The 26,966-nt window shown below is 71.2% G+C and carries 23 protein-coding genes; 10 read left to right on the top strand and 13 right to left on the bottom strand.

Translation table 11 applies throughout. The annotated features are described in order from the left end of the window. Positions 1-9: 9 nt before the first annotated feature. Positions 10-999, bottom strand: a complete 990-nt coding sequence (locus AB0J69_RS19690; RefSeq protein WP_364118755.1) for a hypothetical protein — start codon at positions 997-999, stop codon at positions 10-12. Between the two features lie 21 nt (positions 1,000-1,020). On the opposite strand from AB0J69_RS19690, the gene AB0J69_RS19685 reads away from it, so the two are divergent. Continuing rightward, the gene (locus AB0J69_RS19685; RefSeq protein WP_364118754.1) at positions 1,021-1,443 is read left to right on the top strand and encodes a hypothetical protein; all 423 of its coding nucleotides are present in this window, start codon (positions 1,021-1,023) and stop codon (positions 1,441-1,443) included. Here the strand turns inward: AB0J69_RS19685 and AB0J69_RS19680 are convergent. From AB0J69_RS19680 to AB0J69_RS19645, 8 genes are all read right to left on the bottom strand, one after another. Further along, complete coding sequence (locus AB0J69_RS19680; protein ID WP_364118752.1) at positions 1,395-2,369, bottom strand: hypothetical protein; 975 nt, start codon at positions 2,367-2,369, stop codon at positions 1,395-1,397. The genes AB0J69_RS19685 and AB0J69_RS19680 overlap by 49 nt on opposite strands. A 257-nt stretch (positions 2,370-2,626) precedes the next feature. Continuing rightward, positions 2,627-5,113, bottom strand: coding sequence for a penicillin acylase family protein (locus tag AB0J69_RS19675; RefSeq protein ID WP_364119072.1), 2,487 nt, complete (start codon positions 5,111-5,113; stop codon positions 2,627-2,629). Positions 5,114-5,194: 81 nt separating this feature from the next. Continuing rightward, positions 5,195-6,565 (bottom strand): cysteine--tRNA ligase, encoded by a 1,371-nt coding sequence (cysS, locus tag AB0J69_RS19670; protein WP_364118751.1) that lies wholly within the window; start codon positions 6,563-6,565, stop codon positions 5,195-5,197. A gap of 20 nt (positions 6,566-6,585) precedes the next feature. Next, positions 6,586-8,430: a sigma factor-like helix-turn-helix DNA-binding protein gene (locus tag AB0J69_RS19665; RefSeq protein ID WP_364118749.1), complete on the bottom strand. Its 1,845-nt coding sequence runs from the start codon at positions 8,428-8,430 to the stop codon at positions 6,586-6,588. A 48-nt stretch (positions 8,431-8,478) separates the two neighbouring features. After that, positions 8,479-10,299: a UvrD-helicase domain-containing protein gene (locus AB0J69_RS19660; protein WP_364118747.1), complete on the bottom strand. Its 1,821-nt coding sequence runs from the start codon at positions 10,297-10,299 to the stop codon at positions 8,479-8,481. A 4-nt stretch (positions 10,300-10,303) separates the two neighbouring features. Next, positions 10,304-12,718, bottom strand: coding sequence for a hypothetical protein (locus tag AB0J69_RS19655; protein WP_364118745.1), 2,415 nt, complete (start codon positions 12,716-12,718; stop codon positions 10,304-10,306). Positions 12,719-12,830: 112 nt separating this feature from the next. Then, complete coding sequence (locus AB0J69_RS19650; RefSeq protein WP_364118743.1) at positions 12,831-13,607, bottom strand: methyltransferase domain-containing protein; 777 nt, start codon at positions 13,605-13,607, stop codon at positions 12,831-12,833. Between the two features lie 102 nt (positions 13,608-13,709). Then, on the bottom strand, positions 13,710-14,780 hold the full coding sequence (locus tag AB0J69_RS19645) for an ABC transporter substrate-binding protein (RefSeq protein ID WP_364118741.1): 1,071 nt from the start codon (positions 14,778-14,780) through the stop codon (positions 13,710-13,712). 353 nt (positions 14,781-15,133) lie between these two features. Here AB0J69_RS19645 and fdxA point away from each other — a divergent pair, with 353 nt between their 5' ends. The 3 genes from fdxA to AB0J69_RS19630 all read left to right on the top strand — a co-directional run bounded on the left by fdxA (position 15,134) and on the right by AB0J69_RS19630 (position 17,387). Next, positions 15,134-15,460 (top strand): ferredoxin, encoded by a 327-nt coding sequence (gene fdxA, locus AB0J69_RS19640; protein WP_357733390.1) that lies wholly within the window; start codon positions 15,134-15,136, stop codon positions 15,458-15,460. Between the two features lie 110 nt (positions 15,461-15,570). After that, positions 15,571-16,641 carry a succinyldiaminopimelate transaminase gene (gene dapC / locus AB0J69_RS19635; protein ID WP_364118739.1) on the top strand — a complete coding sequence of 357 codons (1,071 nt, stop codon included), beginning with the start codon at positions 15,571-15,573 and terminating at the stop codon, positions 16,639-16,641. Positions 16,642-16,733: 92 nt separating this feature from the next. Then, entirely contained in the window at positions 16,734-17,387 is a 654-nt protein-coding gene (locus AB0J69_RS19630; RefSeq protein ID WP_364118737.1) for a DUF4178 domain-containing protein, read from the top strand. 9 nt (positions 17,388-17,396) lie between these two features. On the opposite strand, the gene AB0J69_RS19625 is transcribed toward AB0J69_RS19630, so the two are convergent. After that, positions 17,397-18,248, bottom strand: coding sequence for a hypothetical protein (locus AB0J69_RS19625; protein ID WP_364118736.1), 852 nt, complete (start codon positions 18,246-18,248; stop codon positions 17,397-17,399). Here AB0J69_RS19625 and AB0J69_RS19620 point away from each other — a divergent pair. The 6 genes from AB0J69_RS19620 to AB0J69_RS19595 all read left to right on the top strand — a co-directional run bounded on the left by AB0J69_RS19620 (position 18,247) and on the right by AB0J69_RS19595 (position 23,063). Further along, positions 18,247-19,080: a 2,3,4,5-tetrahydropyridine-2,6-dicarboxylate N-succinyltransferase gene (locus AB0J69_RS19620; RefSeq protein ID WP_364118734.1), complete on the top strand. Its 834-nt coding sequence runs from the start codon at positions 18,247-18,249 to the stop codon at positions 19,078-19,080. The two genes, AB0J69_RS19625 and AB0J69_RS19620, sit on opposite strands and share 2 nt — an antisense overlap. Next, on the top strand, positions 19,080-20,135 hold the full coding sequence (gene dapE / locus AB0J69_RS19615; RefSeq protein ID WP_364118732.1) for a succinyl-diaminopimelate desuccinylase: 1,056 nt from the start codon (positions 19,080-19,082) through the stop codon (positions 20,133-20,135). Before AB0J69_RS19620 ends, dapE begins: the two co-directional genes overlap by 1 nt. A 228-nt stretch (positions 20,136-20,363) precedes the next feature. After that, on the top strand, positions 20,364-21,161 hold the full coding sequence (locus tag AB0J69_RS19610; protein ID WP_364118730.1) for a TIGR00730 family Rossman fold protein: 798 nt from the start codon (positions 20,364-20,366) through the stop codon (positions 21,159-21,161). A gap of 11 nt (positions 21,162-21,172) precedes the next feature. Then, positions 21,173-21,757 (top strand): TIGR00730 family Rossman fold protein, encoded by a 585-nt coding sequence (locus tag AB0J69_RS19605; protein ID WP_364118728.1) that lies wholly within the window; start codon positions 21,173-21,175, stop codon positions 21,755-21,757. Positions 21,758-21,852: 95 nt separating this feature from the next. After that, positions 21,853-22,512, top strand: a complete 660-nt coding sequence (locus tag AB0J69_RS19600) for a hypothetical protein (RefSeq protein WP_364118726.1) — start codon at positions 21,853-21,855, stop codon at positions 22,510-22,512. 32 nt (positions 22,513-22,544) lie between these two features. After that, a complete protein-coding gene (locus tag AB0J69_RS19595; protein ID WP_364119069.1) occupies positions 22,545-23,063 on the top strand; it encodes a DNA-3-methyladenine glycosylase I in 519 nt (172 codons plus the stop codon). On the opposite strand, the gene AB0J69_RS19590 is transcribed toward AB0J69_RS19595, so the two are convergent. The 3 genes from AB0J69_RS19590 to AB0J69_RS19580 are packed head-to-tail and all read right to left on the bottom strand — an operon-like array spanning position 23,023 to position 26,888. Continuing rightward, positions 23,023-25,281: a polysaccharide lyase 8 family protein gene (locus tag AB0J69_RS19590; protein WP_364118725.1), complete on the bottom strand. Its 2,259-nt coding sequence runs from the start codon at positions 25,279-25,281 to the stop codon at positions 23,023-23,025. The two genes, AB0J69_RS19595 and AB0J69_RS19590, sit on opposite strands and share 41 nt — an antisense overlap. 36 nt (positions 25,282-25,317) lie before the next feature. Further along, on the bottom strand, positions 25,318-26,094 hold the full coding sequence (locus AB0J69_RS19585; RefSeq protein WP_364118723.1) for an enoyl-CoA hydratase-related protein: 777 nt from the start codon (positions 26,092-26,094) through the stop codon (positions 25,318-25,320). Further along, the gene (locus tag AB0J69_RS19580; protein ID WP_364118721.1) at positions 26,091-26,888 is read right to left on the bottom strand and encodes a PaaX family transcriptional regulator C-terminal domain-containing protein; all 798 of its coding nucleotides are present in this window, start codon (positions 26,886-26,888) and stop codon (positions 26,091-26,093) included. Before AB0J69_RS19580 ends, AB0J69_RS19585 begins: the two co-directional genes overlap by 4 nt. Positions 26,889-26,966 lie beyond the last annotated feature (78 nt).

The following is a 26,966-nucleotide window of genomic DNA, read 5'->3' as shown; positions in this document are numbered from 1 at the left end:
GTCCCGGGCTTACTGCGCGGGAGGGGTGACCGTTTCCGACGGTGTGGTCGTCGGGGTCTCGGTCGGCACGCTCGTGTCCGTCGGCGTCGGGGTCTCCGTGGGAAGTTCCGTGGGAGGTTCCTCGGACGGTGGCGGACAGGTGGGGATCTCCGTGGGGGTCACCGTGGGCGACACGGTGTCGGTCGGGGTGTCGGTCGGGGTGTCGGTCGGGGTGTCGGTCGGGGTGTCGGTCACGGTGCCCGTCGGCGTGGGCGTCGGGGTTTCCGTGACGGTGGGTGTCACGCTCTCGGTCGGGGAGACAGTCGGGGAAACGGTTTCGGTCGGCGACACTGTGCCGGTGGGTTCTTCGGACGGCGGGAGGGTTTCCGTCGGCTCCACGAAGGGCTGACAGGTGAACGTCTCCGTGACCGTCGGGCCGGGCTCAGTGACGGTGACCGTGGGACCTGGCTCGGTCACCGTCACCGTCTCTCGTACGGTGACGGTCGGCAGGGGCGCCATGGCGGCGGCGGCCTGCCCCCTCTTCTTGTACGTGCCCCAGCCCAGCCGGGCCGTCGTGCTTCCTTCGCCACCGAGCACCGTGAGCTCCACGCTCGCGGTCTTGCACGATCTCTTCTTGCACACCCTCTGCTTGACGTTGAAGAGGGCCGCTCCCTCGTAGGTGACAGAGACGTTCAGATAGGAAACGCCTCTTCTCTTGACCACCTGCGTCTTGGCGGTGTACTCCCCGTTCGTGGGGCTCGCCGTCGGCGTGGGGGTCTCGGTCGGGGACGGCGACGTCGTGGGGGGCGGCGACGTGGTCGGGTCGCCGGCTAACGCCACTCGCGCGTTGAGAGGAGTGTCAGTGAATCGTAGGGGATCGGTCGCTGACGTCTGGGTGATCGCGACTCCGCCGGCTCCTGCCAGTGCAACGGTGCCGAGCAGCGCGCCCAGGATGGAGAATCTCATAATCCTGCTCTTGTGGGAGATTTCAGGACGGGGATCATTATTCCGACTTGTCAAGATTGGTCAAGACTGAGACGCATGGACAGGCGCTTCTGGTTCCGGCGTGCGGCGAACTACATCAATCTTTCGACGCCGCTCGGTTTGCTGATCGCGATCGTCGGTGGCGCGACCCGGCAGCCCGGTCCGAACGGGCTCGTCCTGGCCTTCGGCTACCGCTACCGCTTCCCCGTCGCGGGGGCGTTCACGGTCGGGAACGTCGTCCTGACCAGGAGAGACTCGCTGAACGAGCAGCTCATCCGCCATGAGGGGCGACACGCCACGCAGTGGGCGTGGTGCGTCGGGCTGCCCATGTTGCCGCTCTATCTGGCGGCCATGCTCGCCTCCGTGATCGTCTGTGGCCATCAGGCTTCATACAACGTCTTCGAGCGACTCGCGGGTCTGGATGACGGCGGCTATCCCCGGCAGCCGGTGTGGTGGCGGCGGCCGAGGGGCGATTGCTGACCCGCCGGCTGGATCCGGCCCAGGACGAGGGTGGCGATGGCCAGGCCCGAAATGGCCCCGGCGCAGAGGACCGAGGCCGTGGACGCGGACACGGGGGTGAGGCCGGCCACGGCGAGGGCCGAGACGGCCGTGGCTGAGGTCACGTAGGTCCACGTCGCCAGCCGCACCATCCGCAGCCGCTGAGGCTCTGAGAGCGACGTGTGGGCCAGGAGCCAGGCCAGGGCGGGTAGGAGCAGGACGCCGTGCATGAAGACCGCGTGCGCGGGCTTCAGCGCCACGGCCACCGTGTACGCGAGCCGCTGGTGGCCGGTCATGACCTCCACCACTCCCCGCGCGATCATGATGCCCCCGAAGGTCACGGCGACGATGAGGGTGGCGAAACCCGCCCGCACGGCCAATCGCATGCTCGGCGCGAGGCCCAGGCCGGGTTCGGACCGGGCGTTGAGCCGACTGTCGGACCAGCGGTCGGGGTTGGGTTGAGGGCCGGGGCCGGGGCCAGGGGTGGAAGTAGGGCTGAGGTTGGTGGGGGTGGGGTCGGGGCGGAAGGCGGCGATGGTCATGGTGATGGCGATGGCGATGAGGACGCCGCCGCCCGCCGCCAGGCTCCTCGCGACGGCCGTGTCGAAGGCGGTCTCCATGTTGAAGTGCGAAGGCACGCCCCGCCACGTCTGGAGGGAGATCAGCGTCACCTCCACCGTCGAGGCCACCGCGAACGCGCCCACCAGCCACGCCCGGGCGCGCACCCGGACGAAGCGGGCGACCCAGGTCAGCGTCAGCACGCTCAGACCGAACGAGACGCCGAACGTGAACGGCTTGCGCCACGACACCGCGCCCTCCCACGGCCCGCCGTCCACGACGAACACGCCCAGGTGAACGAGGCCCGCGAGCACCAGCAGGACTCCGATGGCATACCAGAGGCGATTCATGGCGCCATGCTGGCAGCCGGGCTACGGCGGGCGCGTCGGACGAGGGTCTGGATCGCGGCTACAACTCTGGTCGTAGGTTCAGCAGCATCGGCCTGAGCCCGAGCACCGACCCCGGGCCGTACTCGCAGGCAGACAGCCTGAGGGCGGGCGGTGACCCTGGTTGTACGGTCAAGCAGACAGCCTGAGGGCGGGCGGTGAGCCTGGTCGTACGGTCAGGGAGCCGGCCTGAGGGCGGGCGGTGACCCCGGGGCGTACGGTCAGGGGGTCAGCCGGAGCGTGTGCACCGCCGCCTTCTTGACCGACTCCTCCTTCGAGTACATGGGCAGCAGCTCGCCTCGGGCCCAGACCTCCGCCTGGTCCCAGTAGTTGGCGTGGAAGGCGTGCCCCGAGGCGCCCGTGAGGTTGATCCACCGCGACTTGTCCAGGTCCCCGAGATCGACGATCATGCGCATGGACGGCACGGCGGTGATCTCGTAGCCGGTCTGAACGTTCCAACCCGTGGCGTTCACGGCGTCCTTGCCACCGGGCACCGAGAGCGGCCCCCGGTTGAACAGCGCCTCGACCGGCTCGATGCCCGAGGTCCCCAGCGAGCCGTTGACCAGCTCCAACCGGTGCAGGTCACCCCAGCGCCACGCCTTGACGTCCTCGCCCAGCAGGTCGGCGACCTCCTGGTGCGCCGAGGCCATCGCCTGGCGCAGGATGTCGTCGCGGGTCTCCTTGACGTCCGCGGTGGTGACGTCGTCCCAGAACGGGTCCTCCGGGGCCTCCAACAGCCGCCTGACGACCTCGTACCAGCGGTCCCCGCCCGTGGGCCGGGCCGACTCCGGCAGGTCGTCGTTGAACGTCAGCACGAGCACCTGGCGCCAGACGGCGTTGAAGTACGCCGCCGCGGCCGAGCCCAGGTCCTGCCGCCGGTCCCACGTCTTCAGCAGCTGCCGGGCCTGCCCGGCGGGACCCGCAAGGTCGACCCGCATCAGGGCCGGGACCAGCGTCTCGGCGAACCCGTTGTAGGTGTCCTGCTGGATCCGCGACATCGCGGCCGCGTCGATCGGGCCCTTCTTGACGGCGTCCTTGACAAGGGTGCGGATGCGCTCGGAGCGGTAGCCGTACGACCAGTCCTTGGTCAGCAGGGGCCGGTAGCGGTTCGGGTCGATGACGGCGTTGTTCGCCGTGACGATGAAACCGTCGGCCGGGTCCTCGACGGAGGGGAGCTGGTCGTACGGGATGGGCGCGGTCCGCCAGTCGTACTCGCCCGTCCAGCCGGGGACCGGGAAGGTGCCGTCACCGTTCTCCCGTACGGGGATGCGCCCGGGAGCCTGGTATCCGATCTTGCCGCTTGTGTCCGCGTAGATGAGGTTCTGCGAGGGGACCTCGAACAGCGCCGCGGCGGCCTTGAACTCCCCCCAGTCGCCCGCCCTGTTCAGCGCGAAGATGGCGTCGGCCGTCCGGCCGGGCGTCAGCGCCGTCCACTGCAGCGCCACCGCGTTGGCCTCGCCGCTGGGCCGTACGCTGCCCATCACCTCGTTGACCAGCGGCCCGTGCCGCGTGCTCTTGACCGTGATCGTGACCGGGGCGCCTCCCGCCACCTTGATCTGCTCCTGCCGGGTCTCCAGCGGGATCCGCGAGCCCTTGTACAGGTACGTGTCCCCCTCCACCTGCTCCAGGAAGAGGTCGGCCACGTCGGGCCCCAGGTTCGTGAACCCCCACGCGATCTTGTCCGTGTGCCCGATGATCACCCCGGGCACCCCGGAGAAGGTGAACCCGGTCACGTCGTACGGGCACTCCTCCGTGACCTTCCGGCAGTGCAGCCCCGCCTGGTACCAGACGGACGGCATCTGCGCCGACAGGTGCGGGTCGTTGGCCAGGAGCGGCTTGCCGCCCGCGGTGTACTCGCCGGAGACCACCCACGAGTTCGACCCGACGCCGTCGCGGTCGGCGGTGCTCATCGTGCTCGGCACGGCCGCCAGCGTCTTGGCGGCCTGGGCGAGCACCCGGTTCGCGGGCAGCCGGGGCTCGGCCCGCTGGTTGAAGCGGCCCTGGTCGAGGGTGCCCTCGTTGACGATCGGGAGGTGGCGGTCGAAGGGGTAGCCGGGGTAGAGCTGCTCGACCCGCTCCCTGGGCAGCTTGGTCAGCGCGAGGGCGCGGTCGATCTCGTCCTCCACGTTGGAGCGCAGGTCCCACGCCATGGCCTTCAGCCAGGCCAGGGAGTCGACCGCGGTCCACTTCTCCGGCGTGCCGCCGCCGCCCTGGAGCTTCAGTACCGAGTATTCGAGGCTGCGGTCGGAGGCGTTCGGGTTGGCGCTGAGCCAGGCGTTCACACCCTTGGCGTACGCGTTCAGGTAGTCCTGGGTCTGCTGGGCCAGCTCGGGCAGCTCCTGCTCGGCCACCCTGCGCCAGCCCATGGTCCGCAGGGCCTTGTCGTTGTCCAGCGTGGCCGCGCCGAACAGCTCGGAGAGGCGTCCGGCGGTCGTGTGGCGGCGGAAGTCCATCTCGTAGAAGCGGTCCTGGGCGTGGACGAACCCCTGCGCCATGAACAGGTCCGCGGAGCTGTCGGCGTAGATGTGCGGAATTCCTGATTTTTCACGATAAATCTCCACGTTCCCCGTCAGCCCGGGTAACCGCAGTGACCCGTCCACCTGTGGGAACGACTTCCGCACCGTGTACACGAGAACCCCGGCCAGCACGAGAGCCAGCGCGACCAAGACGGTCAACACCCGAGCGAACCACCGCAACGGCCACGGCATCCACGCATAGGGCCTCACCGCCACCTCCTTGTGCCGAACTGGCATCAAGTCTGGCAGTTCGCGATCACTGCTCGGTCCCGCTCAGACCCAGGTCTGACCCTCCGGCGTGTCCGACACCCGCACCCCCAGCTCGGCCAGCTCGTCCCGCAGCCGGTCGGCCGCCGCCCAGTCGTGCGCCGCCCGCGCCCGGGCCCGCGCCTCCAGCAGCTCCCCGGCCCCGGCCGGCAGCACCGGCGTCTTCCCGATCTCCGTGGACAGGTCGAGCCCGAGCACCTGGTCGAGGTGCAGGAACGTCTCGAACTTGGCCCCGGGCGCCACCGACTCGTCCCGCTCCAGCTCCCGCAGGATCCGCAGCGCCGCCGGGGTGTCCAGGTCGTCGTCGAAGGCCGCCTCCACCCGCTCGGCGTGGACCTGGGACATGGGCGCGCTGACCGACTCCGACCACTCGGCCACCCGCGCCCGCCACCTGCGCACCGTGCGGTCGGCGGCGCGCAGCGTGTCCCATGTGAGGTTCATCTGCTGGCGGTAGCGGTGCTCCAGGAACGCCATCCGCACGGCCAGCGGGTCGAGCCCGGCGTCGGCCACGTCGGACAGCAGCACCACGTTCCCCGTGGACTTGGCCATCTTGCGCCCGTCGAACAGCAGGTGCTCCCCGTGCACCCAGTGCCGTACCACCTCGTGCCCGGCCGCCGAGTCGGACTGGGCCCGCTCGTCCTCGTGGTGCGGGAAGCGCAGGTCGATCCCGCCGGTGTGGATGTCGAAGCGCGGGCCGAGGAAGCGCAGCGACATGGCCGAGCACTCCACGTGCCACCCGGGGAACCCCCGCCCCCACGGCGTCTCCCAGGTCAGCTCGCCCTCGCCGGGCTTCCACAGGGCCCAGTCGGCGTGGAAGCGCTTGCGCGGGTCGACGGCCTCGATGCGGTGGGCGGGCTTGAGCGCGTCGAGGCGATTCCCGGAGATCTCGCCGTACGTCGGGAACGTGCGTACGTCGAAGAACACCGACCCGTCCGGCACCGTGTACGCGTGCCCCTGCTCGATCAGCTTGGCGATCAGCTCGATCATCAGGTCGACGGTCTCGCTGGCCCGCGGCGTGTGCTCGGGCGGTCGCAGGTTGAGCGTGGCGGTGTCGCTCCTGAAGGCGTCCTCGTAGAAGCGCGCCAGCTCCAGCGGCGAGCGCCCCTCCGCCCTGGCCTGAGCCAGGACCTTGTCCTCGCCCTCGTCGTCGGAGGAGTCCTCGACGAGATGGCCGACGTCGGTGATGTTCTGGCAGACCAGGACCCGCACCCGCCGTCGCTCCAGGACCCGTCTGATCAGGTCGGACAGCAGGTAGGTGCGCAGGTTGCCCACGTGGGCGCGACGATAGACCGTCGGCCCGCACGTGTACATCCGCAGCGCCCGCCCGGCGGCGATCTCCTCGACCTGCCGGGCACGCGTGTCGTAGATCCGCAACATCTCCCGAGCTTAGCCCGGCGTCATCCGCCCAGGAAACCGAGTATGTCCCGGTCACCGCGCTCGCGCAGCCTGCCGAGGATCTCCTCGCGGGTGGCCGTGTCGGGCAGCCCGATCCTGGCGCCGATCAGCCGCAGCCCCTCGATCTCCGAGCTGACGGGCGCGGTGTAGCCGAACAGGTAGAGCGCCCGGTTGATGGGCGGCATCCCGACGGGCGCGGCCGGCAGGTAGCGGGTCAGCAACTCGCCGCCGTCCGACACGGTCAGGAAGACGTGGTCGCCCTCGTTCGCCTTGTAGTCCGCCAGCACGTTGCGGATCGACCCCATCGTGGGCTGGTTGTGCCAGCTGATCACCACGTCGCCGGAGGGCGCGGAGGCCGTGAGCTGACCGCCCGGCGCCATCCCCAGGTACGCCGCGAACCCCGTCGGCAGCGGCGACCCGGAGCCGCGCAGGTGCTCGGCGTTCACGTCCACCCGGTGCCACCAGCGGCCGTCGCGGGAGCGGAAGCTGCGCCGGGTCTCCGAGACGTCCTTGCGCGGCTGGTACGGCTCCACCTCACCGCTCGGCGACGTGCCCGCCACCCGGATCCAGCCCCGCTGCGTGCGCTCGAACCCGGGCCCGCCGGAGTAGGCCCGGACCGAGCTCTCGCTCACCTCGTAGCGGGAGGTCAGGTTCGTCACGATCGTGCTCACCGACGCCTCGCCGCCGGCCCGCTCGATCTCCCTGGCGATCATCTCCCTGATCCCCAGGTACTCGTCGCCGCCCCACCTGGTCAGGCCGTACTTGTTGCGGTCGACCCGGCGGAAGCGCTCGTCGGCGGTGAGCTGGTTGCGGATGCCGACCAGGCTGTAGTCCTCGCCGATGCGCTCCTGGATCTCCTCGGGCGACAGCGGCGTGCCCGCCACCGCCAGCACCGCCTCGGCCTTCTCGTTGATGCTGCGCGGCCACGGCACCACGTGCTGGCCCAGCACGCGGAGCTGCGGCACGGCCAGGATCCACCGCTCGGCCACGTCCTCGCGCACGCCGAGCTGGGCCACCATGGCCACCGCCTCGCCGAGCGGGCGCGGCCCGTCGGAGAAGAGCTGGCGGGTCTTCTCCCTCAGCTCGTCGGCCCCGCCTGCCACGAGCCACCCGTCGGCCTGGTCGTAGCCGGTCAGCAGCGTACGCACGAACCGCCACGCCGGGATCCCCAGCGTGCGCAGCTCGCCGCGGTGCCACGGCACGGCGGCCTGCAGGTCGTCGGCCGGCACCGCCGAGCCCAGCCGCCCGCGCAGCCACGTCACATGGGCGGCCAGGGCGGCCGCCTCGGGCTTGCCGAGCCAGGCCTCCACATGGTCGCGCAGGTCGCGCTCGATCTGCCTGATCCGCTCCCGCGTCACCGAGAACCGCTGGGCCAGCTCGTCCAGCGTGGCCCGCTGCGTCGCGTACAGCCGGTCGCGGGCGATGGCCCGCTGCCGGTCGTCCAATGCCCCGAACAGCTCGTCGATCAGCTCGGGCAGCGGCCGGTCCGGCCGGGAGGGCGCGGGGACGGACTCGGGCACGGGCTCGAGCAGCCGTTCGAACACGCCGCTGAACAGCTTCTGCACCACGTCCTTGCCCAGGCTCTCCGGCGTCCGCTCGGACTCGGCGGGGTCGGAGAAACGCAGCAGCGGCAGGATGTCGCCGAGCATCAGATGTCCCCAGCAGGCCACGGCCAGTTCGGCCAGACGGCCTGCCACGGTCTGCGTCCCGACGATGGCACACGCGCGGTCGAGAGGGATCGCCTGCCACCAGGCCTCGGGCAGCTGGGGCTCCTCCACGATCGGCGCGATCTGACCAGGGGGGGTCCAGCGCAGGGGTGGCGCGAGGTCGCTCAGGCTGAGGTTCATTGAGGTCCAACCGGCAAAGGGAAGATATCCGCAGTTCAGACTATGTGATCAGAGGGGTAGAAACGGGCTGCCTCTTCCGGAATGGGAGATATAGAGCATCGAGCGGGCCCGGGTGCAGGCGACGAACAGTATGCTCCGTTCACGCTGCAGGGCACGAGCCCGGGCGTACGGTTCCTCCGGCGGCGGCTCGGGCACCACGCCCTCCGCCACGCCGATGAGCGCCACCCGCTCGAACTCGAGTCCCTTCAATTGCTGGAAGATCGACACCCGCACGTCCAGCCCGTCGAGCACCCGCTTGGCGTCGCGGACGAGCCGCTGGTTGCGGGCCCCGACCGCGATCTCGCCGGGGGCCACGCCGTCGGCCAGCCAGGCGTCGACGGTGGCGCGCAGCCCGGCCAGCTCCGCCTCGGCGGTGTCGTACGCCCTGACGACCGGCCGCTCGCCGTTGTGCGTCGCGCTGAAGCCGTACATGTCGGTGGCGCCCCTGACCAGGCCGGTCGAGGGACCGCCGCCCCGCAGGCGGACGACGAAGGACAGCAGCTCCTGGGGCAGGCGGTAGGAGAGCCCGAGCGTGTGCTGGTCGGCGGGGATGCCGATCGCGCCGAGCGCCACCCGGGTGTCGGTGACGCGCTGGTGCGGGTCGCCGACGATGAACAGGTCGTCGCGCGCCCGCGGCACCGCAGCGCGCAGCAGCCGCCACTGCGCCGGGCTGATGTCCTGTGCCTCGTCCACAACCACGTGACGGTACGGCTTGAGCCCCGGATCCACATCGTCGAGCAGGTCACCCGTCGAGATCGACAACAACCGGAGCGCGTCGTCCGTCAGCTGGGCCAGCGAGCGGGCCCCCGGGCCGACCAGCACCGGGCGGCGGCCCTCCGAGTCGGCCACGATCCGCAGGGCCAGGCGTTCGGCGTTGTCCACCTCGACCCGCTTGCGCACGACCTCGTCCTCGATCAGCAGGTCCAGCTTCGCCGACAGCTCCTCGGCCAGGCTCTGCGAGAACGTCACCAGCAGCACGGGCCCTGCGCCGCGCGCGGCCAGGTGGGCGGCCCGGTGCAGGGCGACGACGGTCTTGCCGGTGCCCGCGCCGCCCACGACCAGGACCGGCTGCTCGTACCTGGCGGCCCTGGCCAGCCGGTGCTGCGGCGGGTGCAGGAACGTGCACCAGTCCGGCGACTGCAGCACCCGGTCGAGCGCCACCTTGTCGGGGACGAACACCGCGCGGTCCGGGCTGCGCCGCAGCGCCGCGTACAGGTCCTCGGGGTCGATCGGGCCGGTCTCCTCGTCGGACGCGCGCCAGGCGTCCAGCTCCCGCCACGCCTCCGCCAGCGTGCCGCCGCGGGCCAGCACGGCCAGGGGGACGTGCTGGGTCGGCGGGAGCAGCGGTTCGAGCGCGGCGACGTCGGCCTCGGTCGTGATCAGCCGGAAGAGCGGCAGCGCGTGCCCGTCCAGGCCCAGCCCGAGCAGGTCGCCGTCGCAGATCGGGTCGAACAGCCGCGAGGGCCGCACCGACCTGCGTAAAGCGGGCTCCACCCGCTCCAGGGCGGCGGCGTCCCACTCCTCGACGACGCCGATCGCGGGGTTGACGGCGTACCGGTGGCGGCGGGCATACGACCAGGCCTCGGCGTCCGGCAGCACCGTGCGCAACCAGTACACGTCCCGCTGCCGCACCACCACTCCGCGGTGCCCGTCCGCCAGACGCAGGGTCGCGACCCGCGGGTCCCTGGCGCCCCTGACCCGCTCGGGGTGCGGGGCGCCGGACACGTTCAGCAGGAACCGGCGCAGCGCGACCACGGCGTCCCTGCGCACCGGCTGGGCCAGTGCGCTGAGCTCCCTGGGGAACTCGGGGCCGATCGCGAGCCGCGGCACCGGCTCAGTCCAGCAGTTCGAGCAGGTCGCGGTCTCCGCGTTCGCGGAGCCTGTCGAGCAGTTCGGGCAGGGCGACCGGACCTGTCATGCCGATCCTGGTGGCGATCACCCTCGCCGCCTGGTCCCGGGTGCCTCCCGGCGCCGTGTAGCCGACCAGGCGCAGCGCCTTGGTGATCTTCTCGGCTCCCTGGGCGGCGACCGGGAGGTGCCTGGCCCGCAGCACCCCTTCGTCCGACAGCGTCAGGAACAGGTGCCCGCCCTCCCTGGCGCCCACGTCCATGAGGAGGCGCTCGATGGATTCCAGCACCGGCCGGCCGTGCCAGGTCATCGTCAGCTCGCCCGCGGCGCTCCTGACCGTCCTGCTCTCGCCCGGCGACAGGCCCAGGTACGACGCGAACCCCGTCGGCAGCGCGCACTCACCACCCGCCAGCTGCTCGGCCGTCACGTCGATGCGCAACCACCACCGGCCGTCGGGCTGCCGGAAGCAGCGCCTGGTCTGGGAGACGTCCTTGAGCGGCTGGTACGGCTGCTCCTGCTCGTGCGCCCCGCCGTTGGTCTCGCCGACGGGCGGGGCGACCGGGGTGAACGCCTGGAACTGCGGCGGGCCCGGGGGAGGCGGCGGCGGCAACTGCACCGGGCCGAACGCCGACTGCACCAGCTCCACCGGCGGCTGCGGTTGCGGCTGCGGCGGGAGCTGCTGGACCGGGGGCAGCTGGACGGGCGGCGGGGGCGGGGCCAGGGTCGCCAGCACGAACTGCCAGGCCGGGACCTCCAGCGCGCGGATCTCCACGTTGTGCCAGGCGGCCGCGCCGATGAGCTGCTCCTTGGGAGCCGTCGGGCCGATGGTCCTGACCAGCTCGTCCAGGTGCGCCCGGTACGGGGCCGCTTCCTCGCTGGCCAGCCAGTGGTCGAGGCGGGTGCGCAGCTCGTTCTCGGTGGCGGCGATCTCGGCCGGGGGGACGGCGAAGAGCTTGGCCAGCTGGTCCACGGCGGAGGGCTCGTCGGTGAACACCCGGTTCTGTGCCACGGCCCAGCTCTTGTCGTCGAGCCCGGCGAACGCGGCCTCGATGAGCTCGGGCAGCTCCTGCTCCTGCTCGTCGTGCTCAGGCTCCCGCTCGGCGCCCTCGTCCGCGTCCTCGGCTTCCTGGAACGCGGCTTCCTGGAACGGGGCTTCCTGGAACGCGGCTTCCTGGAGCGCCGCCTCCTGGAGCTCGGCGGCCTCCTGGGCGGCCGGCTCGGGGGCGGGCTCATCGGCGGCGTCCAGCACGGGCTCGGGCTCCGGCTCGGGCGCCTCGTCGGCCGTCGGCTCCGCGTCGGCGTCCACGACCCGCTCGGCGCCCTCCGGCGCTTCGTCGTGCGGCACCGCGTCCTCGTCGGACGGCGACTCCTCATGGGCCGGGACGTTCTCATGGGCGGGGACGTCCTCATGAGCCGCGGCGACCTCGTCCGGCGGGGCGGCCTCCTCGGGGAAGGCGGCCTCGTGGGACTGGCCGGCCTCCTGGCGGAAGGCGGCCTCGGCCGGGGCGCCGGCGTCCTCCGGGGACTCCTGGAGCTCGTCCGGCTCGCCCTCCGGGGCGGTGTCGCGCTCCCCGGGGGCCTCAGCGGCGTGCTGCACGGCGAACGCCTCGAAGGCGGACTCCTCGTCCGCGGCCCCGTGCTCCGGCGCCGCAGCGACCGGCTCAGCCTCCTCCGCGAGAGGCTCCTGCGCGACGGGCTCCTCCGAGAGAGGCTCCTGCGCGGAAGCCTCGTGCGCGACCGGCTCCTCGTCGAGGGGCTCGTGCGCCAGCGACTCGTGCGCGGAAGGCTCCTGCGCGGGGTACTCCTGAGGCTCCCGCTCGTGGACGGCCTGCTCCTCCACGGCCCGCTCGTGCGCGAAGGGCTCGTGGGCCAGCGGTGCCGGCGCGACGGCGGGCGCCTCGGCGTCCAGCGCCACCGGCACCCCCGCCTCCGGCGTGACCGGGACGGGCGTGGCGACGTGCGGGCGCGCGTGCGCGTGCGCGTGCGGGTGCTCGTGCGAGTGCGCGAGACGTACCAGTACGGCCGAGAACAGCGTGTTCAGCACCGGCCGCGCCTGGATGAAGGGCTGGTCCACCAGCTCCCGGCTGGTGAGCGCCAGCAGCCCGGCCCACGACCCCGCCCGGTCGAGCGCGATCGCGACGGCGGGCTCGTCGGCCTCGTCCGGGTCCAGGACGTGCAGTGCCGGCAGGACGTCGCCCACCGCGGCCGCGGGCCAGTGCTCCAGGGCGATCTCCGTCAGCAGCTCGCCCAGCGACTCGGGGCCGATCGCCGTCAGGACGAGCGGCATGGGCAGGCTGCGCCACCACGCGTCCGGCAGGTCCGGCTGCCCGGTGAGTAGCGTGATCGTCGACGCGTCGCTCCACCTCAACGGTGGTACGAGGTCGCTCAGGCAGAAGTTCATCCCGTTCCGTTCACCAGCCCCTCACGCCGCCGCAGCGGTGCAGCCATAATCTCGCCGCCCACGGAACAGACCATAGTCCGGCAAAACAGCCCTACGCATCATGCCCGACGCATCAACGCCGAACAGCGGCAAAGCGTAGACGCACGTAGTCGGCCATCCAGCCAGTCTCCCTGCGAAGTGCGGGCGCGGCCAGTTCGTTGACGCGGTGGAGCAGGGGCTCAACGATCTCCGGGGGGAGCCCTTCGAGCACCGATCCGGCGAACATGCGCACCCAGTCGGCGGCCCCGCCGGGGCACTCGTCCAGGGGGGTCGGCCGGTCGAAGTATTCGAGCAACCTGACCACGAACCCCTCCTGCTCGAGGCGGCGGGCGTACTCGGCAGGCGTGGGAAAGTACCACGGCAGCTCGGGTTCGCGCAGGCCGTATTCGCGCCAGGCGGTCAGCATCGCGGTGGTCAGCTCGGCGCAGTTTCCGGCCCCGCCCATCTCCGCGACGAAGCGCCCGCCAGGCGTGAGAGCCTCGCGGACGCTCGCGATCACGGCGCCGGGATCGCGGCTCATCCAGTGCAGCGCGGCGTTGGAGAAGACCGCGTCGTACGGGTTCACGACCGTGAAGTCGTGCCCGTCGCCGACGATGAAGTTCATGCCCGGGTACTGCGCGATCGCCTTCTCGATCATCGCGGCCGAGCCGTCGATGCCGAGGACGTCCGCGCCCCTGAAGGCGATCTGGGCGGTCAGCACCCCGGTGCCGCAGCCGAGGTCGAGCACGCGTTCGCCCGGCCGGGGGTCGAGCAGGTCGACCAGCGGCGCGCCCTGCGTGGAGACGTAGCCGAAACTGCTGTCGTAGGCGCGACTGTTCCACCGCTCCAAGCTCGGTGTGTCGTATCGCAAGACGATCAGCTCACATTCGATCAGACGTCGGGCCCCCGTGGCCGTGCTGTCTGTTCACTTTAGAGCCTGATCGTCCCTACGACATATCAAGTCACTTCGGACTCATCCCACGCTCTTGGCCCACTCCTTCCTGAGGTAGGCCTTCGCCGCGTCTGCCTGCGGAATCGTCATGAGCACGGGAGGCCCGGGCGCCTTGGGCAGTTTCGCGGCCTGCTCGGCGTCGAGCGTGCCCTTCATGAGCATCGCCTCGCCGCGCGCCGGGCGGGTGTAGCCCTTCTGGAGCAGGTTCTGGCCCTCGTCGGAGAACAGGAACTCCTGCCAGAGCCGGGCCGTCGCCGGGTGCGGGGCCGCCTTGTTGATCGCCTGCACGTGATAGGCGCCGAGCGCCGAGTCCCGGGGGATCGTCACCTTCCAGGCGTCGGCCTGGTGCGCGCTGCGGGCGGCGTTCAGGTGGTCCCAGGCCACGACCACGTTGGCCTTGGCCAGGTCGGTGAGCTGCCCGGCCTGCTTCAGTTTGGCGAACAGCGCCACACCCTGCTCCGGCTGCGGCACCCCCGAGCGCATGGAGGCCGCCATGACGCCCCCGAACGCCGCCGCCGAGCGCAGCGGGTCGCCGTCGAGCGCGACCTGGTAGCCGGGTTTGAGCAGGTCCGCGAAGGAGGCCGGCGGCTTGACCTTGCGCGGGTCGTACCCGATGGACATGTAGCCGCCGTAGGCGGCGTACCAGGCGCCGGACGGGTCCTTGACGTGGTCGGGCAGGTCCTGCCAGCCCTGCACCTTGTACCGGGCGAACCGGTCGGCGCCGGAGACGGCCATGTCCATGGTCAGGTCGAACACGTCGGGTTTGAGCTGTGCGGCGGCGTCCAGCTCCCGCTTGCTGCTGGCGCCGGGCTCCAGCTCGTTGACCTTGATCCCGTATTTGTCGGCGAAGGTGTCGATGATCTCGCCGTAGTTGGCCCATTCGCGGGGCAGGGCGATCACGTTGAGCTCGCCCTCCCGCTTGGCGGCCTCGGCGAGGCGGTCCATGGTGCCGAAGCCCGCCTTCAGCGAGCTCGCCTGGGCGTTGATCGGCGGCAGGTTCTTGGCCTCCGTGGTGCGGGAGTCCGGGGACGACGCGCCGCATCCGGCGCTGGCGAGGATGGCTGCTGCGGCGGCGCAGGTACGTACAGTCACAGAACGAATACTTACTGTTACATACGCCCAGGTCGAGGAGGCGCGGCCGGAACGACCTTGGCGGCCACGAGTGTCTCTTCGGGAATCTCCACCACCGTGCCATCTCTTTTGCGAACTTTGAGCACTCCGTCCGCCCAGGACACGAGGATCCCCACCGCGTCGCGAAACCCGCCGGGCACGCGTCTGCGAGTAGTGATCCGTGCCCCTATATCCTTGCTTGTGATGGCGATGACGAGGCGTGCGCCCACGAGTTTGCCACCCTCCGTTTCGGCCAGCTGGCAAGCACGGCAATACTAGGGCCTAGCAAACCGCGGTCAGAGTCATGCCATGGTGCGGAGAAGAAGGAGCTCGAGGTGACCTACGTCATCGCGCAGCCTTGCGTGGACGTCCTGGACAAGGCGTGCATCGAGGAATGCCCCGTCGATTGCATCTACGAGGGCGAGCGCATGCTTTACATCCACCCCGACGAGTGCGTGGACTGCGGCGCGTGTGAGCCTGTGTGCCCCGTCGAGGCGATTTTCTACGAGGACGACCTTCCCGAGCAGTGGAAGGACTTCTACAAGGCGAACGTGGACTTCTTCGAGGACCTCGGCTCGCCCGGTGGCGCCTCGAAGGTCGGCAAGATCGACAAGGACCACCCGGTGGTGGCGGCGCTGCCACCGCAGGCCGAGGACCACTAGAGGACTGGCACCACGCCGTCCGTGCACGGGGGCATCCGGGTGGGTGCGCCCCGTTCGCGCGGCGTGCCCGCGCGCATCGGTACGGCACTGCGACACCCTGGAGAAGAATCGTGAACAAGTTGCCTGACTTCCCCTGGGACCGGCTGGAGCCGTACAAAGCCCGCGCGCTGGCACACCCCGACGGCATCGTCGACCTGTCGATCGGCACACCGGTCGACCCCGTGCCGCCGATCGTCCAGGACGCCCTCGTGCGGGCGGCCGACAGCCCCGGCTATCCCTTCACCCACGGCACCAAGGCGCTGCGCGAGGCCGCCGCCGGGTGGCTGAGCCGCAGGCACGGCGTCACGGTCGACCAGCAGGACGTGCTCCCGCTGATCGGCTCCAAGGAGTTCGTCGCCTGGCTGCCCACCTACCTGGGCGCCGGGCGGGTGGTCTTTCCCGAGCTGGCCTACCCCACCTACGACGTGGGCGCCCGGCTGGCCGGGGCGGTGGGCACGGCGTCGGACAGCACGCTCGCGCTCGGCCCCGAGCGCGTCGACCTCATCTGGATCAACTCCCCGGGCAACCCCACGGGCCGGGTGCTGCCCGCCGAACACCTGCGCAAGGTCGTGGCCTGGGCCCGCGAACGCGGCACGGTCGTGGCCTCCGACGAGTGCTACATCGAGCTCGGCTGGGAAGAGGAGCCGATCTCGATCCTCCACCCCGACGTCTGCGGCGGCTCCCACGAGGGGCTGCTCGCGGTGCACTCGCTCTCAAAGCGCTCCAACCTGGCCGGCTACCGCGCCGGGTTCGTGACGGGCGACCCCGTCCTGGTCAAGCGGCTGCTGGAGACCCGCAAACACGCGGGCATGATCATGCCCCAGCCCGTGCAGGCGGCGATGGCCGCCGCGCTCGGCGACGACGAGCACGCCGACCGGCAGCGCGAGCTCTACTCCGCCCGCCGCGCCCTGCTGCGCCCGGCACTGGAGAAGGCCGGGTGGAGCATCGACCACTCGACGGCCGGGCTCTACCTCTGGGCCTCGAACGGGCAGAGCGCCTGGGATCAGGTAGGCAAACTTGCCGAAATCGGCATTTTGGTCGCGCCGGGTGAGTTCTACGGATCAGCAGGTGGACGGCACATCCGCATCGCTGTCACCGCTACTGATGAGCGGATCGGTGCGGCGGTGCGCCGGCTCCAGTAGGATCGCCCGTCAAAGCCCGCCTTACGGGCTCGATACGCATAAATTGATAAGGGCTTATGCCGAGGCAGACCGCGAGTGGAGCGAGCTGATCGATGAGCATGACCTCCATGGTCGTTCTCGGGCTGGGCATCGCCACCATCCTGCTGCTGCTGGGCGCCTTCTGGGCCACCCTGCGGCAGGACAGGAGGGGCCGCTCGACCGCGCCGGCCGAGGTCGCTCCCATCGAGACCCCGCTGGCGGCGCCGGTCAGCGCCCCGGGCCAGGCCGGCACCGACTACACCGACCCGCGCACGATCCGGGTCGGCGACCGGATCGAGGTGCACGGGTCACCCGCGCGGGTGCTCGGTGCCATGTACATCTCCTGGCAGGGTCAGCAGTGGACCGAATTCCTGCTCAGGGACGCCTCCCGGCGTTTCCAGTGGCTCTCGGTCGAGGTGCGCGACGGCAACCCGCCACACCTTGAGGTGCATCTCTGGACCGACGTGCCGACGCAGGGCATGGTGCCGGCCAAGAGCATGCTGATCATGGAGGGCGTGGAGTTCTTCCCCATCGAGCGGGGCACGGCCGCGTTCAGGAGCGAGGGCGACACGGGCAACCCCGACAGGGGGCTGCTGGACTTCGCCGACTACCGGGCCTCGGACGGGCGGCTGCTGTCCTTCGAACGCATCCAGGGCAGCGCCTGGACCGCCAGCTACGCCCAGCCCCTCCCGCCCGGCTCCATCTCCATCGTCCGCCGCGCGTCCTGAAGGGCCCCGTCAGGCCAGCTCCACCTGGCGGTTCCCGGCCTGGCCACCCTTCTGCCAGCCTTCGAGCTCGACGTTGTTGGACCAGGTCGCCCCGCTGTACTGGACCCGGCTGAGCGCGTATTTCTCCGCGTGCGCCACCCACCAGGCCGCCACCAGCCACCCGCGCTTCGTCGTGGTGATCGCCGTGCTCCCCAGCGCCCTGGCGAGCTGCTTGCGCGCCTCGGCGGTCCGCGGCTGCGGCGCGGGGGTCTTGTCGGAGGGATAGAAGCAGTGCACGGACTGTGGCACCCGCCCGGTGAAGGCGGCCGCGAGGAGCTTCGCGTCCGACTCGTGCGGCGCGTACGCGTAGCCGCCCGCCGACCGCTGGACCGCCTGCGCCGCCTCCGCCAGCGGGATCTTCCGGTAGTTCTTGACCTTGACCAGCGCGGCGAAGAACTTGTTCGTGGCGTAGACCGGGTCCATGAGCTGCTTCTTGGTGCCCCAGCCCTGCGACTCCCGCTGCTGGAAGACCCCGACCGAGTCGCGGTCGCCATAGCCGACGTTCTCCAGCTTCGACTCCTGCATCGCCGTCGCGTACGCGATCACCACGGCCCGCTCGGGCAGCTTGCGCCGCGCCGCGACGGCCGCGATGGTGGCCGCGATCTGCGCCTGATGCGGGAGCAGGGACAGCACACCGTCGGGGGTCGTCACGCTGCAGTAGGCCTCGGGAACACGCAGCGGTGTCCTTTTCAGCAGCTGGTAGAGGCCCACGGAGACGCCGACGGCGAGCACGACGACGATGATCGCGATGGTGATGACTCCACGGGAGAAGCGCAGGTGCACCCTGAAAAACCTACCCGGCCGGATAAGCTCCGTGGCCATGAGTCACGTGAGCACCTCGTCACCGATACCCCCCGTGGTGGACGAGTTGTGGGAGCGCCGCGCGGAGCTGTCGCCGGCCGACGTCGAGGCCCGCCATCTGGTGGCCGGCGCGGTGGACCTGCTGGACAAGGGCGCGGCCAGGGCCGCCCGGCTGGTGGGCGGCGAGGTCGTCGTGGACGAGCGGGCCAAGCGGGCCATCCTCCTCAGCTTCAAGGTGCTCGGCATGGGCCGCTCCCAGGTGGGCGACTTCCACCACCACGACAGGCACCCGCTGAAGAGCACCTTCGACGGCGTGCGGGTGGTGCCGGGCGCGATCGCGCGCTGGGGCTCGTACCTGGCGCCGGGGGTGGTGCTGATGCCGTCGTTCACGAACATCGGCGCGTACGTGGACTCCGGCACGATGGTCGACACCTGGGCCACGGTCGGATCCTGCGCCCAGATCGGCAAGAACGTGCACCTGTCGGGCGGCGTGGGGATCGGCGGCGTGCTGGAGCCGCCCAACGCCGTGCCGGTCGTCGTCGAGGACGACGTGCTCATCGGCAGCCGGGCGATGATCGTCGAGGGTGCCCGGGTCGGCCGGGGAGCGGTCGTCGGGGCCGGCACGATCCTGTCCGCCTCGATCCCGGTGATCGACGCCGAGACGGGCGGGGAGCTGGCCCGCGGCCAGGTGCCCGCGTGGAGCGTGGCGGTGAGCGGCACGCGGCAGAAGGAGTTCCCCGGCGGCACGTTCGGCCTGCCGTGCGTGCTGGTGATCAAGCGCCTGGAGCCGGGGCGGCGGCATGACAAGGCGGCACTCAACGAGGTGCTGCGCGAACACGGAGTGAACACCTGATGCTTGACCTGACCCAGGACGTACGCGACCTGACCGCCGCGATCGTGGACATCGAGTCGGTGAGCGGGGGCGAGAAGGCGCTGGCCGACGAGGTCGAGCGGGCGCTGGCGGCGCTGCCGCACCTGAAGGTGACCAGATCGGGGGAGACGGTCGTCGCCCGCACCGAGCAGGGGCACTCCGAGCGCGTGCTGATCGCCGGGCACCTCGACACCGTCCCCGTCGCCGGTAACCTGCCCAGCCGGGTGGAGGGCGACCTGCTGTACGGCTGCGGCACCTCCGACATGAAGGCCGGCGTGGCGGTCGCGCTCAAGCTGGCGGCCACGGTGCCCGCGCCCAACAGGGACGTCACGTACGTCTTCTACGACTGCGAGGAGGTCGAGGCCGAGCGCAACGGCCTCACCCGGGTCGCCAGGGACCACGCCGGCTGGCTGGCGGCTGATTTCGCGGTTCTGATGGAGCCCACCGACGGCGTGATCGAGGGCGGCTGCCAGGGCACGCTGCGGGCCGAGGTCACGGTGACCGGCAAGCGGGCCCACAGCGCCAGGTCGTGGTTCGGGGTCAACGCCATCCACGGGATCGAGCCGGTGCTGGCCAGGCTGAACGCCTACGAGCCGCGCCGGCCGGTGGTCGACGGGCTCGAATACCACGAGGGGCTGAACGCCGTCGGCGTGCGGGGCGGGGTGGCGGGCAACGTCATCCCCGATCTGTGCGTGGTGAGCGTCAACTACCGCTTCGCGCCCGACCAGTCGATCGAGGAGGCGGAGGAGCACGTACGCGAGGTGTTCGACGGGTTCGCCGTGAGCCTCGTGGACGCCGCGCCCGCGGCCCGGCCGGGGCTGACGCATCCGGTGGCGGCGGCCTTCACCGCCGCGGTCGGCGGCACACCGCGCGCCAAGCTGGGCTGGACGGACGTCGCCCGCTTCTCCGCGCTGGGGGTTCCCGCCGTCAACTACGGTCCTGGCGATCCGAATCTCGCGCACCAGCAGGGCGAGTACGTGTCGCTGCCGAAGATCGTGGAGAGCGAGCGGGCGATGCTGGACTGGCTCACAATATGAAAGTGGCCTTCCTCGCCGGCCATTTGGCGGGGAAGACCACTTTCAGTCCCGAGCAGCACCCTCGCCGATTAGACGCGGGGGAGTCGAAATTCGGTTCCACGGTTCTTTCAAGATTTTTTAGATCCCTGTTCTGCCTGGGTAACCGGCGATTTCGCTCGCCGCGGGCAATCTAGGAGCTCGACCGGGCCCGGGAACCGGCCATGTGCGAGAGAGGCTAGCGTGATCCGCATGAACCAGATACGTCGGGAACGCCGCCAGGGTCAGGCAGTCGTGCGTGGCAGCCTCGTCCCCACCTCCACCCACGACCAGCGCCTGCTGGCCCGCCAGGGCCCCTCCGACTGGGTGCACATGGACCCGTGGCGGGTGCTGCGCATCCAGGCGGAGTTCGTGGAGGGGTTCGGCCAGCTCGCCGAGCTGCCCCCGGCGGTCACCGTCTTCGGCTCGGCCCGCACCCCGTCCGACTCCGCCGAGTACGAGATGGGCCGCGGGCTCGGCCGGCGGCTGGCCGAGGCCGGCTACGCCGTGATCACGGGCGGCGGGCCCGGCGTCATGGAGTCGGCCAACCGGGGCGCGAGCGAGGTCGAGGGCGCGGTGTCGGTCGGGCTCGGCATCGAGCTGCCCTTCGAGCAGCGCATGAACGACTACGTCGACCTCGGCATCGAGTTCCGCTACTTCTTCGTGCGCAAGACGATGTTCGTCAAATACTCCTGCGGCTTCATCGCCCTGCCCGGCGGCTTCGGCACGCTCGACGAGCTGTTCGAGGCGCTCACGCTGGTGCAGACCCACAAGGTCACCTCCTTCCCCGTGGTGCTCATGGGCACGGAGTTCTGGGGCGGGCTGCTCGACTGGATCAAGGGCACGCTGCTGAGCACCGGGAAGATCGCCCCCCAGGACCTCGACCTGATCACCGTCACCGACGACGCCGACGAGGCCGTACGCATCATCGTCGACTCCGACCTGGCCCGCTCCAGGCAGCGCGAGGAGGAGCAGGAGGCCACCGCCGTCCAGACGGCGGAGCCCCAATAGGCTTTGCCGACGTGAATATCTGCGTCTTCTGCGCCTCGAGCCTCACCATCGACCGGAAATACATCGAGCTGGCCGCGAGCGTCGGCACCGAGCTCGCCAAGCGGGGCCACACCCTGGTGAGCGGCGGTGGCTCGGTCTCGTGCATGGGCGCCGTCACCTCGGCCGCCCGTGCCGCCGGCGGTCACACGGTCGGCGTGATCCCCCAGGCCCTGGTGGACATGGAAGTGGCCGACGAGGAGTCCGACGAGCTCATCGTCACGGCCGACATGCGCGAGCGCAAGGGGATCATGGACGCCCGCTCCGACGCGTTCCTGGTGCTGCCGGGCGGCATCGGGACGCTGGAGGAGCTGTTCGAGATCTGGACGGCGCGGGTGCTCGGCATCCACGACCGCCCCCTGGTGCTGCTGGACCCCTGGGGCCTGTACGAGCCGCTCAGGAATCTGGTCACGGGCATGTACGACGAGGGCTTCACCCGCCCCGACGTCTTCGACGCGATCTCCTGGACCTCGACCGTCGAGGAGGCGTTCGCCCACCTCGAATCGCGGGCGCAGCCGGTGCGTCCCAGCGTCGCCGAGCTGGGCGAGGCCACCGGCTGACCTGCGCCGCCGCCGCGCTCGGAGAGGGTACGCGCGGAATGCGCTACTTGTGGTGGACCGCTCATCGCGGTCCGCCATGTGAGTACGATGCCAATGTGCTGGTCATACTCGCCATCGCCGCCCTCGCCATCCTGGCCTGCGTGGTCCTGGTCTCCCTCGGCAGGGGCGGTGAGCTGACCGAGTTCCCGCCCGACGTGCCCCCGCTCGACCTGCCCGAGGCCGGGCAGCTCACGGCGGTCGATTTCATGGCGCTCCAACTGCCGGTCAACCTGGTCGGCTACCACACGCAGAGCGTCGACGAGACCCTGCGCCGGGCCGCCGGCGCCATCAGCGCGCGCGACACCCGGATCGCGGTGCTGGAGCAGCGCGTCTCCGAGTTGCTGTCGAGCCGCCTGCACGCGCGCCAGGAGATCTACGCCGCGCCCGGGGCCGGGCCGCGCACCGAGCACGAGCCCGAGGCGCCCGCCGAGTCCCGCGAGCTGCCGGAGTCCGGCGACCCCGTGTCCGCCAGCGGGGCCTCGGTGTCCTGGGACGGCGGTGCGGAGATGAGGCACCCGCCGGAGGAGCCGGAGTGGCGCGTGCCCCAGCCCGACGCCGAGCAGCCCGCCGAGACCTCCGAGACCTCGGAGCGCGCGGAGCTCTCGGAGCTCGCGGAGGACGGGGACGAGGACGAGAAGGAGCCGGGGGCCGCCGGCCAGGCCGGGGAAGAGCCCGTACGCGCCAGCCTCGGCAAGGACGGGGACGATCGCGCGTGACCGAGCCGGTGATCCGCTGCGCCTGGGCGGGCATGGCCGACCCGATGTACGTCGCCTACCACGACGAGGAGTGGGGCCGCCCGCTCAAGGGCGACGACGAGGTCTTCGAGCGCGTGTCGCTGGAGGCGTTCCAGTCGGGCCTGTCGTGGCTGACGATCCTGCGCAAGCGGGAGAACTTCCGCGCCGCCTTCGACGGCTTCTCGATCCCCAAGGTCGCCGCGTACACCGAGCACGACGTCGAGCGCCTGCTCGGCGACGCCGGGATCGTCCGCAACCGCGCCAAGATCGAGGCGGCCGTGGCCAACGCCCGGGCCGCGCTCGACCTGCCCGGCGGCCTGTCCGACCTGGTGTGGCGACACGCCGACCCCGACGCGCCGGTGCCCAGGACGATGGCCGACGTGCCCGCCGTCACCCCCGGTTCGAAGGCGCTGGCCAAGGAGCTGAAGAAGCACGGCTTCAAGTTCGTCGGCCCGACCACGGCCTACGCGCTGATGCAGGCGATCGGCCTGGTCAACGACCATATCGAGGGTTGCCTGGCACGAACGAGGTGAGCTCCACGCTGTGGCTGCGCCCCAGCGACCCGCCGAGCTTGACCGTGACGACCGGCACCTTCCCCGTCCGCACCGACACCGTGTCGTCGGCCCGCGCCACCCAGCGCGCGCCGCGGCCGAGCGTGATCGTCACGACGTCCACCGTCCTGCTCGGATCGGCCACGGCCAGGATGAGCCGCTCGCGGGCCCGGCGCAGCAGCACCATGCACGGCGCGTCCACCTCGACGAGCCCGATGCCGCCCGCCGCCCAGAACGTGGCCCCCAGCAGCCCGCGCGTCTCCACGGCCTGCAACCGGTCCGTGTTGGACAGCACCCGCACCGGACGGCTGCCCCGGAACGACCGCGTCCGCTCCCGCGTCGCGTTCGGCAGCAGCACGTAGCTGTAGCCGGCGTCCACGGGATCCACGCCGTGGTCGAACCAGAACGTCACGTAGGGCCGCGTGACGGGGTCGAAGGCGCCCGCGGTGTCGTCGCCCGCGTTGATGTCGCGCCAGCGGCCCGTACGCGTCTCCACGAGCATCCTGGCCCCGTCGAACACGTAACCGCCCACCCCCGGCAGGTGCGCCCACCCGTCCCCCATGTACGGCCGCGCGCCCGTGGCCCGGTTGTCCACCACGGTCTCGATCGTGCGCCCGTCGGAGCCGGTGATGCCGCTGCCCAGCGCCACCACGGCCGAGTCCAGGCAGAACCACGACTTGCGGGCCCGCAGGCTCACGCCGTCGCCGACCAGCTCCATGGCGGCGACGCCGTACCGGCCCTCCAGCGCCACGCCGCCCGCCCACGCGTTGGCCGGCCGGTAGGCGCGGAAGCTGAGATCCTCGCGCCGGCGGGTGTCCACCGTGGTCCCCGGCAGCCGGTACGGGTCCACCGTCGGCCAGTAGTCATGCCCGTAATGGCCCAGGTCGGAGCCGTAGAGATAGGTCATGCCGTCACCGGTGTACCAGCCGTGCAGGTTCTCGCCGTTGATCGCCTCGTAGGCGGCGATCCGCTGCGAGGACAGGCTGATGGCCAGGGACCAGCCGGGCCGCCGGTGCACCACCCGGTCCATGCAGGGGAAGACGAAGTGCCCGACGGGCCCGGGCGCGGCCTCCAGGGTCTTGTCGTCCAGCACCGCGACCGCCCGCCGGGTCTCCGGCACGTTCGCGTGGTCCAGGTAGGGCCGGGCCCTGCCGCGCTCGATCCAGCCCTTGGCCAGCTCCCTGAACCGGCTCCGGTACGGCTCCGGCGAGCTCTGCGCCAGCAGCAGCACGGCCCCGATCAGGCCGTGACCGGCCACGCTGTCGGAGAACGCCTGCCGGGTGGCGGCCCGCCCCCTGACGGTGTCCATGAGCAGCCCGTCATGGACGAACGGCGCGAAGGAGCGCTCGACCGCGTCCAGCACCACCCGCCGCCCGGGATCGTCCACCTCCCACGGCGAGCCGTGCAGCAGCGCCACGGTCTCGGCGACCGCGATGAGCAGGGACAGCCCGTAGGAGCCGGTGTAGGCGAGGTCGCCGTGCTGGATGAACGAGCCGTCGCGGTAGAAGCCGTCGCCGGAGTCGGCGTACCCGAACACGCTGTGCCGCCCGCCGTCCCGCACGTCGGACAGCCCGTCGCGGGCCAGGGCCAGCTTGCCCGCGCTGCGCCCGGCCACGCCGCGGAAGGCGACGATGGCCGCCTTGTCGGCCCGGTTGGCGCCGCTCTCGCTGGCGTCCGGCCAGCCGGCGCGGCGGTCGGCGTCGGGGCAGAACCGGTCGATCGCCCCCAGGTACGCCTCCAGCCTGCCCTCGTCGAGCCGGTCGCCGAGCAGGACGCACGTGCGGGCCAGCTCGGCGGGCGTGCCGATCTCCCAGAACCACCAGTTGCCCGTCTCGGGGAGCGCCGCGTTGTAGTGGCGCTCGTGGAGCACGTCGAGCGCCTCGACCACCTTCGCCACCACGGCGTCGTCGCCGTGCTGGGCCGTGCCGCTCGTGGCCCAGGCGGTGGCGATCAGGCGCAGGCGGCCGTAACTGCCGGTGACGTTGCCCGGCCGCCCTTCGAGCGGCAGGTCCGGCCAGATCAGGCCGGGGACCATCTGGGCCAGCCAGTCCGCGGCCCGTCCGCTCAGCGCGGCCAGCGGCCGGACGTAGACCGGGTCGGAGGCGTCGAACTCACCTCCGGTGAGCAGGGTCACGGCGGTCGCGCGGAGAGCCTCGAAGTCGTGCGGGGCGGGCGGGCGCGGGACGTCGGATGGGCGCATGGCGCTAGCTTTACCCATACGGGTGTGATGGATCAGTTACTCAGCGTCGAAGGTTGGAAGTTCTTTCGCCAGGAACGCTCGGGTGGCGTTCTGGTGGTCATGGGTCGCGACGCATTCATCTTGAAGGTCGGCTTCGAGGGCCAGCGCGTCGGGCAGCGCGTGCGTCGCGGCGTAGGCCAGGGCCCGCTTGGTGGCGGCGTAGGCCAGGGTCGGGCCCTGCGCGAGACGTACGGCGAGGTCGTGGGCGGTCTTCAGCAGGTCGTCGGCGGGCACCACGCGCGTGACCAGGCCCAGCTCCTGGGCGCGGGCCGCGTCGAGCGGCTCGCCGAGCAGCATCAGCTCGGCGGCGCGGCCCTGCCCCACCAGGCGCTGTAGCGTCCACGACGCGCCCGAGTCGGGCGACAGGCCGATGCCGGCGAACGCCAGCGCGAACTTGGCCTTCTCCGAGGCCACCCGCAGGTCGCAGGCGAAGGCCAGGGACGCGCCCGCGCCCGCGGCCACGCCGTTGACCGCGGCCACCACCGGCTTGGCCATGGTGCTGATCAGCTCCACGATCGGGTTGTAGTGCTCGCGCACGGTGTTGGCCAGGCCGCGGCCCGCCTCCAGGTTCGCGGCGTGCTCGCGCAGGTCCTGGCCCGCGCAGAAGGCCCGGCCCGAGCCGGTGAGCAGGACGGCCCTGATCGAGCGGTCGGCCGCGGCCCGGCGCAGCGCGGCGTAGAGGGCCTCCTTGGTCTCGGCGGTCAGCGAGTTCATCGCGTCGGGGCGGTCGAGGGTGATGGTGGCGACGGCGTCGGCCACGTCATAGCGGATCAAATCAACTCCCTGTCGACGAACGCGGCGGCTGCGGGCAGCAGCCGGGCGGCCTCCTGCTCGAAGTAGGCCCTGGCCTTCTCGCCCGGCCAGCCCGCGGGCAGCAGCTCGGGCGGCAGGCCGGGGTCGCGGAACAGGAAGTTGCGCCAGCCGTGCACCAGCCGGCTCCGCGTGGCGAACACCTGGTCGGCCGGGGCCGTCTCGGGCAGCGTGCTGATCAGCGTGACAGCCTCGGCGTGCCAGTGCTCGTACGCCTCGCCGATGGCGGTCAGATCCCATGCCCTGGCGACCAGCTCGCGCGGGTCGCCCTCGAGCGCCGCGTCGAACCTGTCGGCCCGCACGCCCTCGCTCTCCAGCAGGTTGTCCAGCTCGATCGAGGAGCGTGGACCGATCCAGGTGCTTTCGGACAACGACGCGTAGCCGAGAAATGTCAGATCGGCTCTGAGCCGCTCCCTGCGCGGCCGCTCCTTGACCGGCTCGAAGACGATCACGTGCCAGCGGCCGTGCCAGGTCAGCGTTCCGGCTCGGTAAATTCTCAGCGCGGCCTCATCCAGCCGCCTGACGCATTTCGGCGTCAGCCCGTAACCCGCTCCCTGAGGGAGTCTCAGGGGTCGCAACCACCCCTGCCGCACCATGCGTGAAACCGCTGTCCTGACGGCTGGAGCGGCGATTTCGAGGGGCTTCATCAGGCGTACGAGGGAGGCGACGGACGCCTGTCCACCGCGCGAACGCAGGTGGTCTCCATAGAGATCGAACAGAGCGGCGCGAGCGTGCACGAAGTCCAGTTTGGACGTCATCGCACGCCTCGACAACGCATTCTGGGAGGAGATCGTTACCCATGAGGGCTCTCGATGCGGGAGAATAGGACATCACAG

Origin of the sequence: Nonomuraea sp. NPDC049709, assembly GCF_040674815.1 — a bacterium.
In the GTDB taxonomy this organism is placed as follows: domain Bacteria; phylum Actinomycetota; class Actinomycetes; order Streptosporangiales; family Streptosporangiaceae; genus Nonomuraea.
This window is presented reverse-complemented; position numbering and strand designations above follow the sequence as displayed.

Bases quoted from the DNA above. Each gene is read 5' to 3' on its own strand.
- AB0J69_RS19580 (WP_364118721.1), bottom strand. From the start codon at position 26,888: ATGACGTCCAAACTGGACTTCGTGCACGCTCGCGCCGCTCTGTTCGAT.
- AB0J69_RS19610 (WP_364118730.1), top strand. From the start codon at position 20,364: ATGAACCAGATACGTCGGGAACGCCGCCAGGGTCAGGCAGTCGTGCGT.
- AB0J69_RS19685 (WP_364118754.1), top strand. From the start codon at position 1,021: ATGGACAGGCGCTTCTGGTTCCGGCGTGCGGCGAACTACATCAATCTT.
- AB0J69_RS19590 (WP_364118725.1), bottom strand. From the start codon at position 25,281: ATGCGCCCATCCGACGTCCCGCGCCCGCCCGCCCCGCACGACTTCGAG.
- AB0J69_RS19630 (WP_364118737.1), top strand. From the start codon at position 16,734: ATGAGCATGACCTCCATGGTCGTTCTCGGGCTGGGCATCGCCACCATC.
- AB0J69_RS19680 (WP_364118752.1), bottom strand. From the start codon at position 2,369: ATGAATCGCCTCTGGTATGCCATCGGAGTCCTGCTGGTGCTCGCGGGC.
- AB0J69_RS19665 (WP_364118749.1), bottom strand. From the start codon at position 8,430: ATGAACCTCAGCCTGAGCGACCTCGCGCCACCCCTGCGCTGGACCCCC.
- AB0J69_RS19675 (WP_364119072.1), bottom strand. From the start codon at position 5,113: ATGCCGTGGCCGTTGCGGTGGTTCGCTCGGGTGTTGACCGTCTTGGTC.
- AB0J69_RS19620 (WP_364118734.1), top strand. From the start codon at position 18,247: ATGAGTCACGTGAGCACCTCGTCACCGATACCCCCCGTGGTGGACGAG.
- cysS (WP_364118751.1), bottom strand. From the start codon at position 6,565: ATGTTGCGGATCTACGACACGCGTGCCCGGCAGGTCGAGGAGATCGCC.
- AB0J69_RS19655 (WP_364118745.1), bottom strand. From the start codon at position 12,718: ATGAACTTCTGCCTGAGCGACCTCGTACCACCGTTGAGGTGGAGCGAC.
- AB0J69_RS19625 (WP_364118736.1), bottom strand. From the start codon at position 18,248: ATGGCCACGGAGCTTATCCGGCCGGGTAGGTTTTTCAGGGTGCACCTG.
- AB0J69_RS19595 (WP_364119069.1), top strand. From the start codon at position 22,545: ATGGCCGACCCGATGTACGTCGCCTACCACGACGAGGAGTGGGGCCGC.
- dapE (WP_364118732.1), top strand. From the start codon at position 19,080: ATGCTTGACCTGACCCAGGACGTACGCGACCTGACCGCCGCGATCGTG.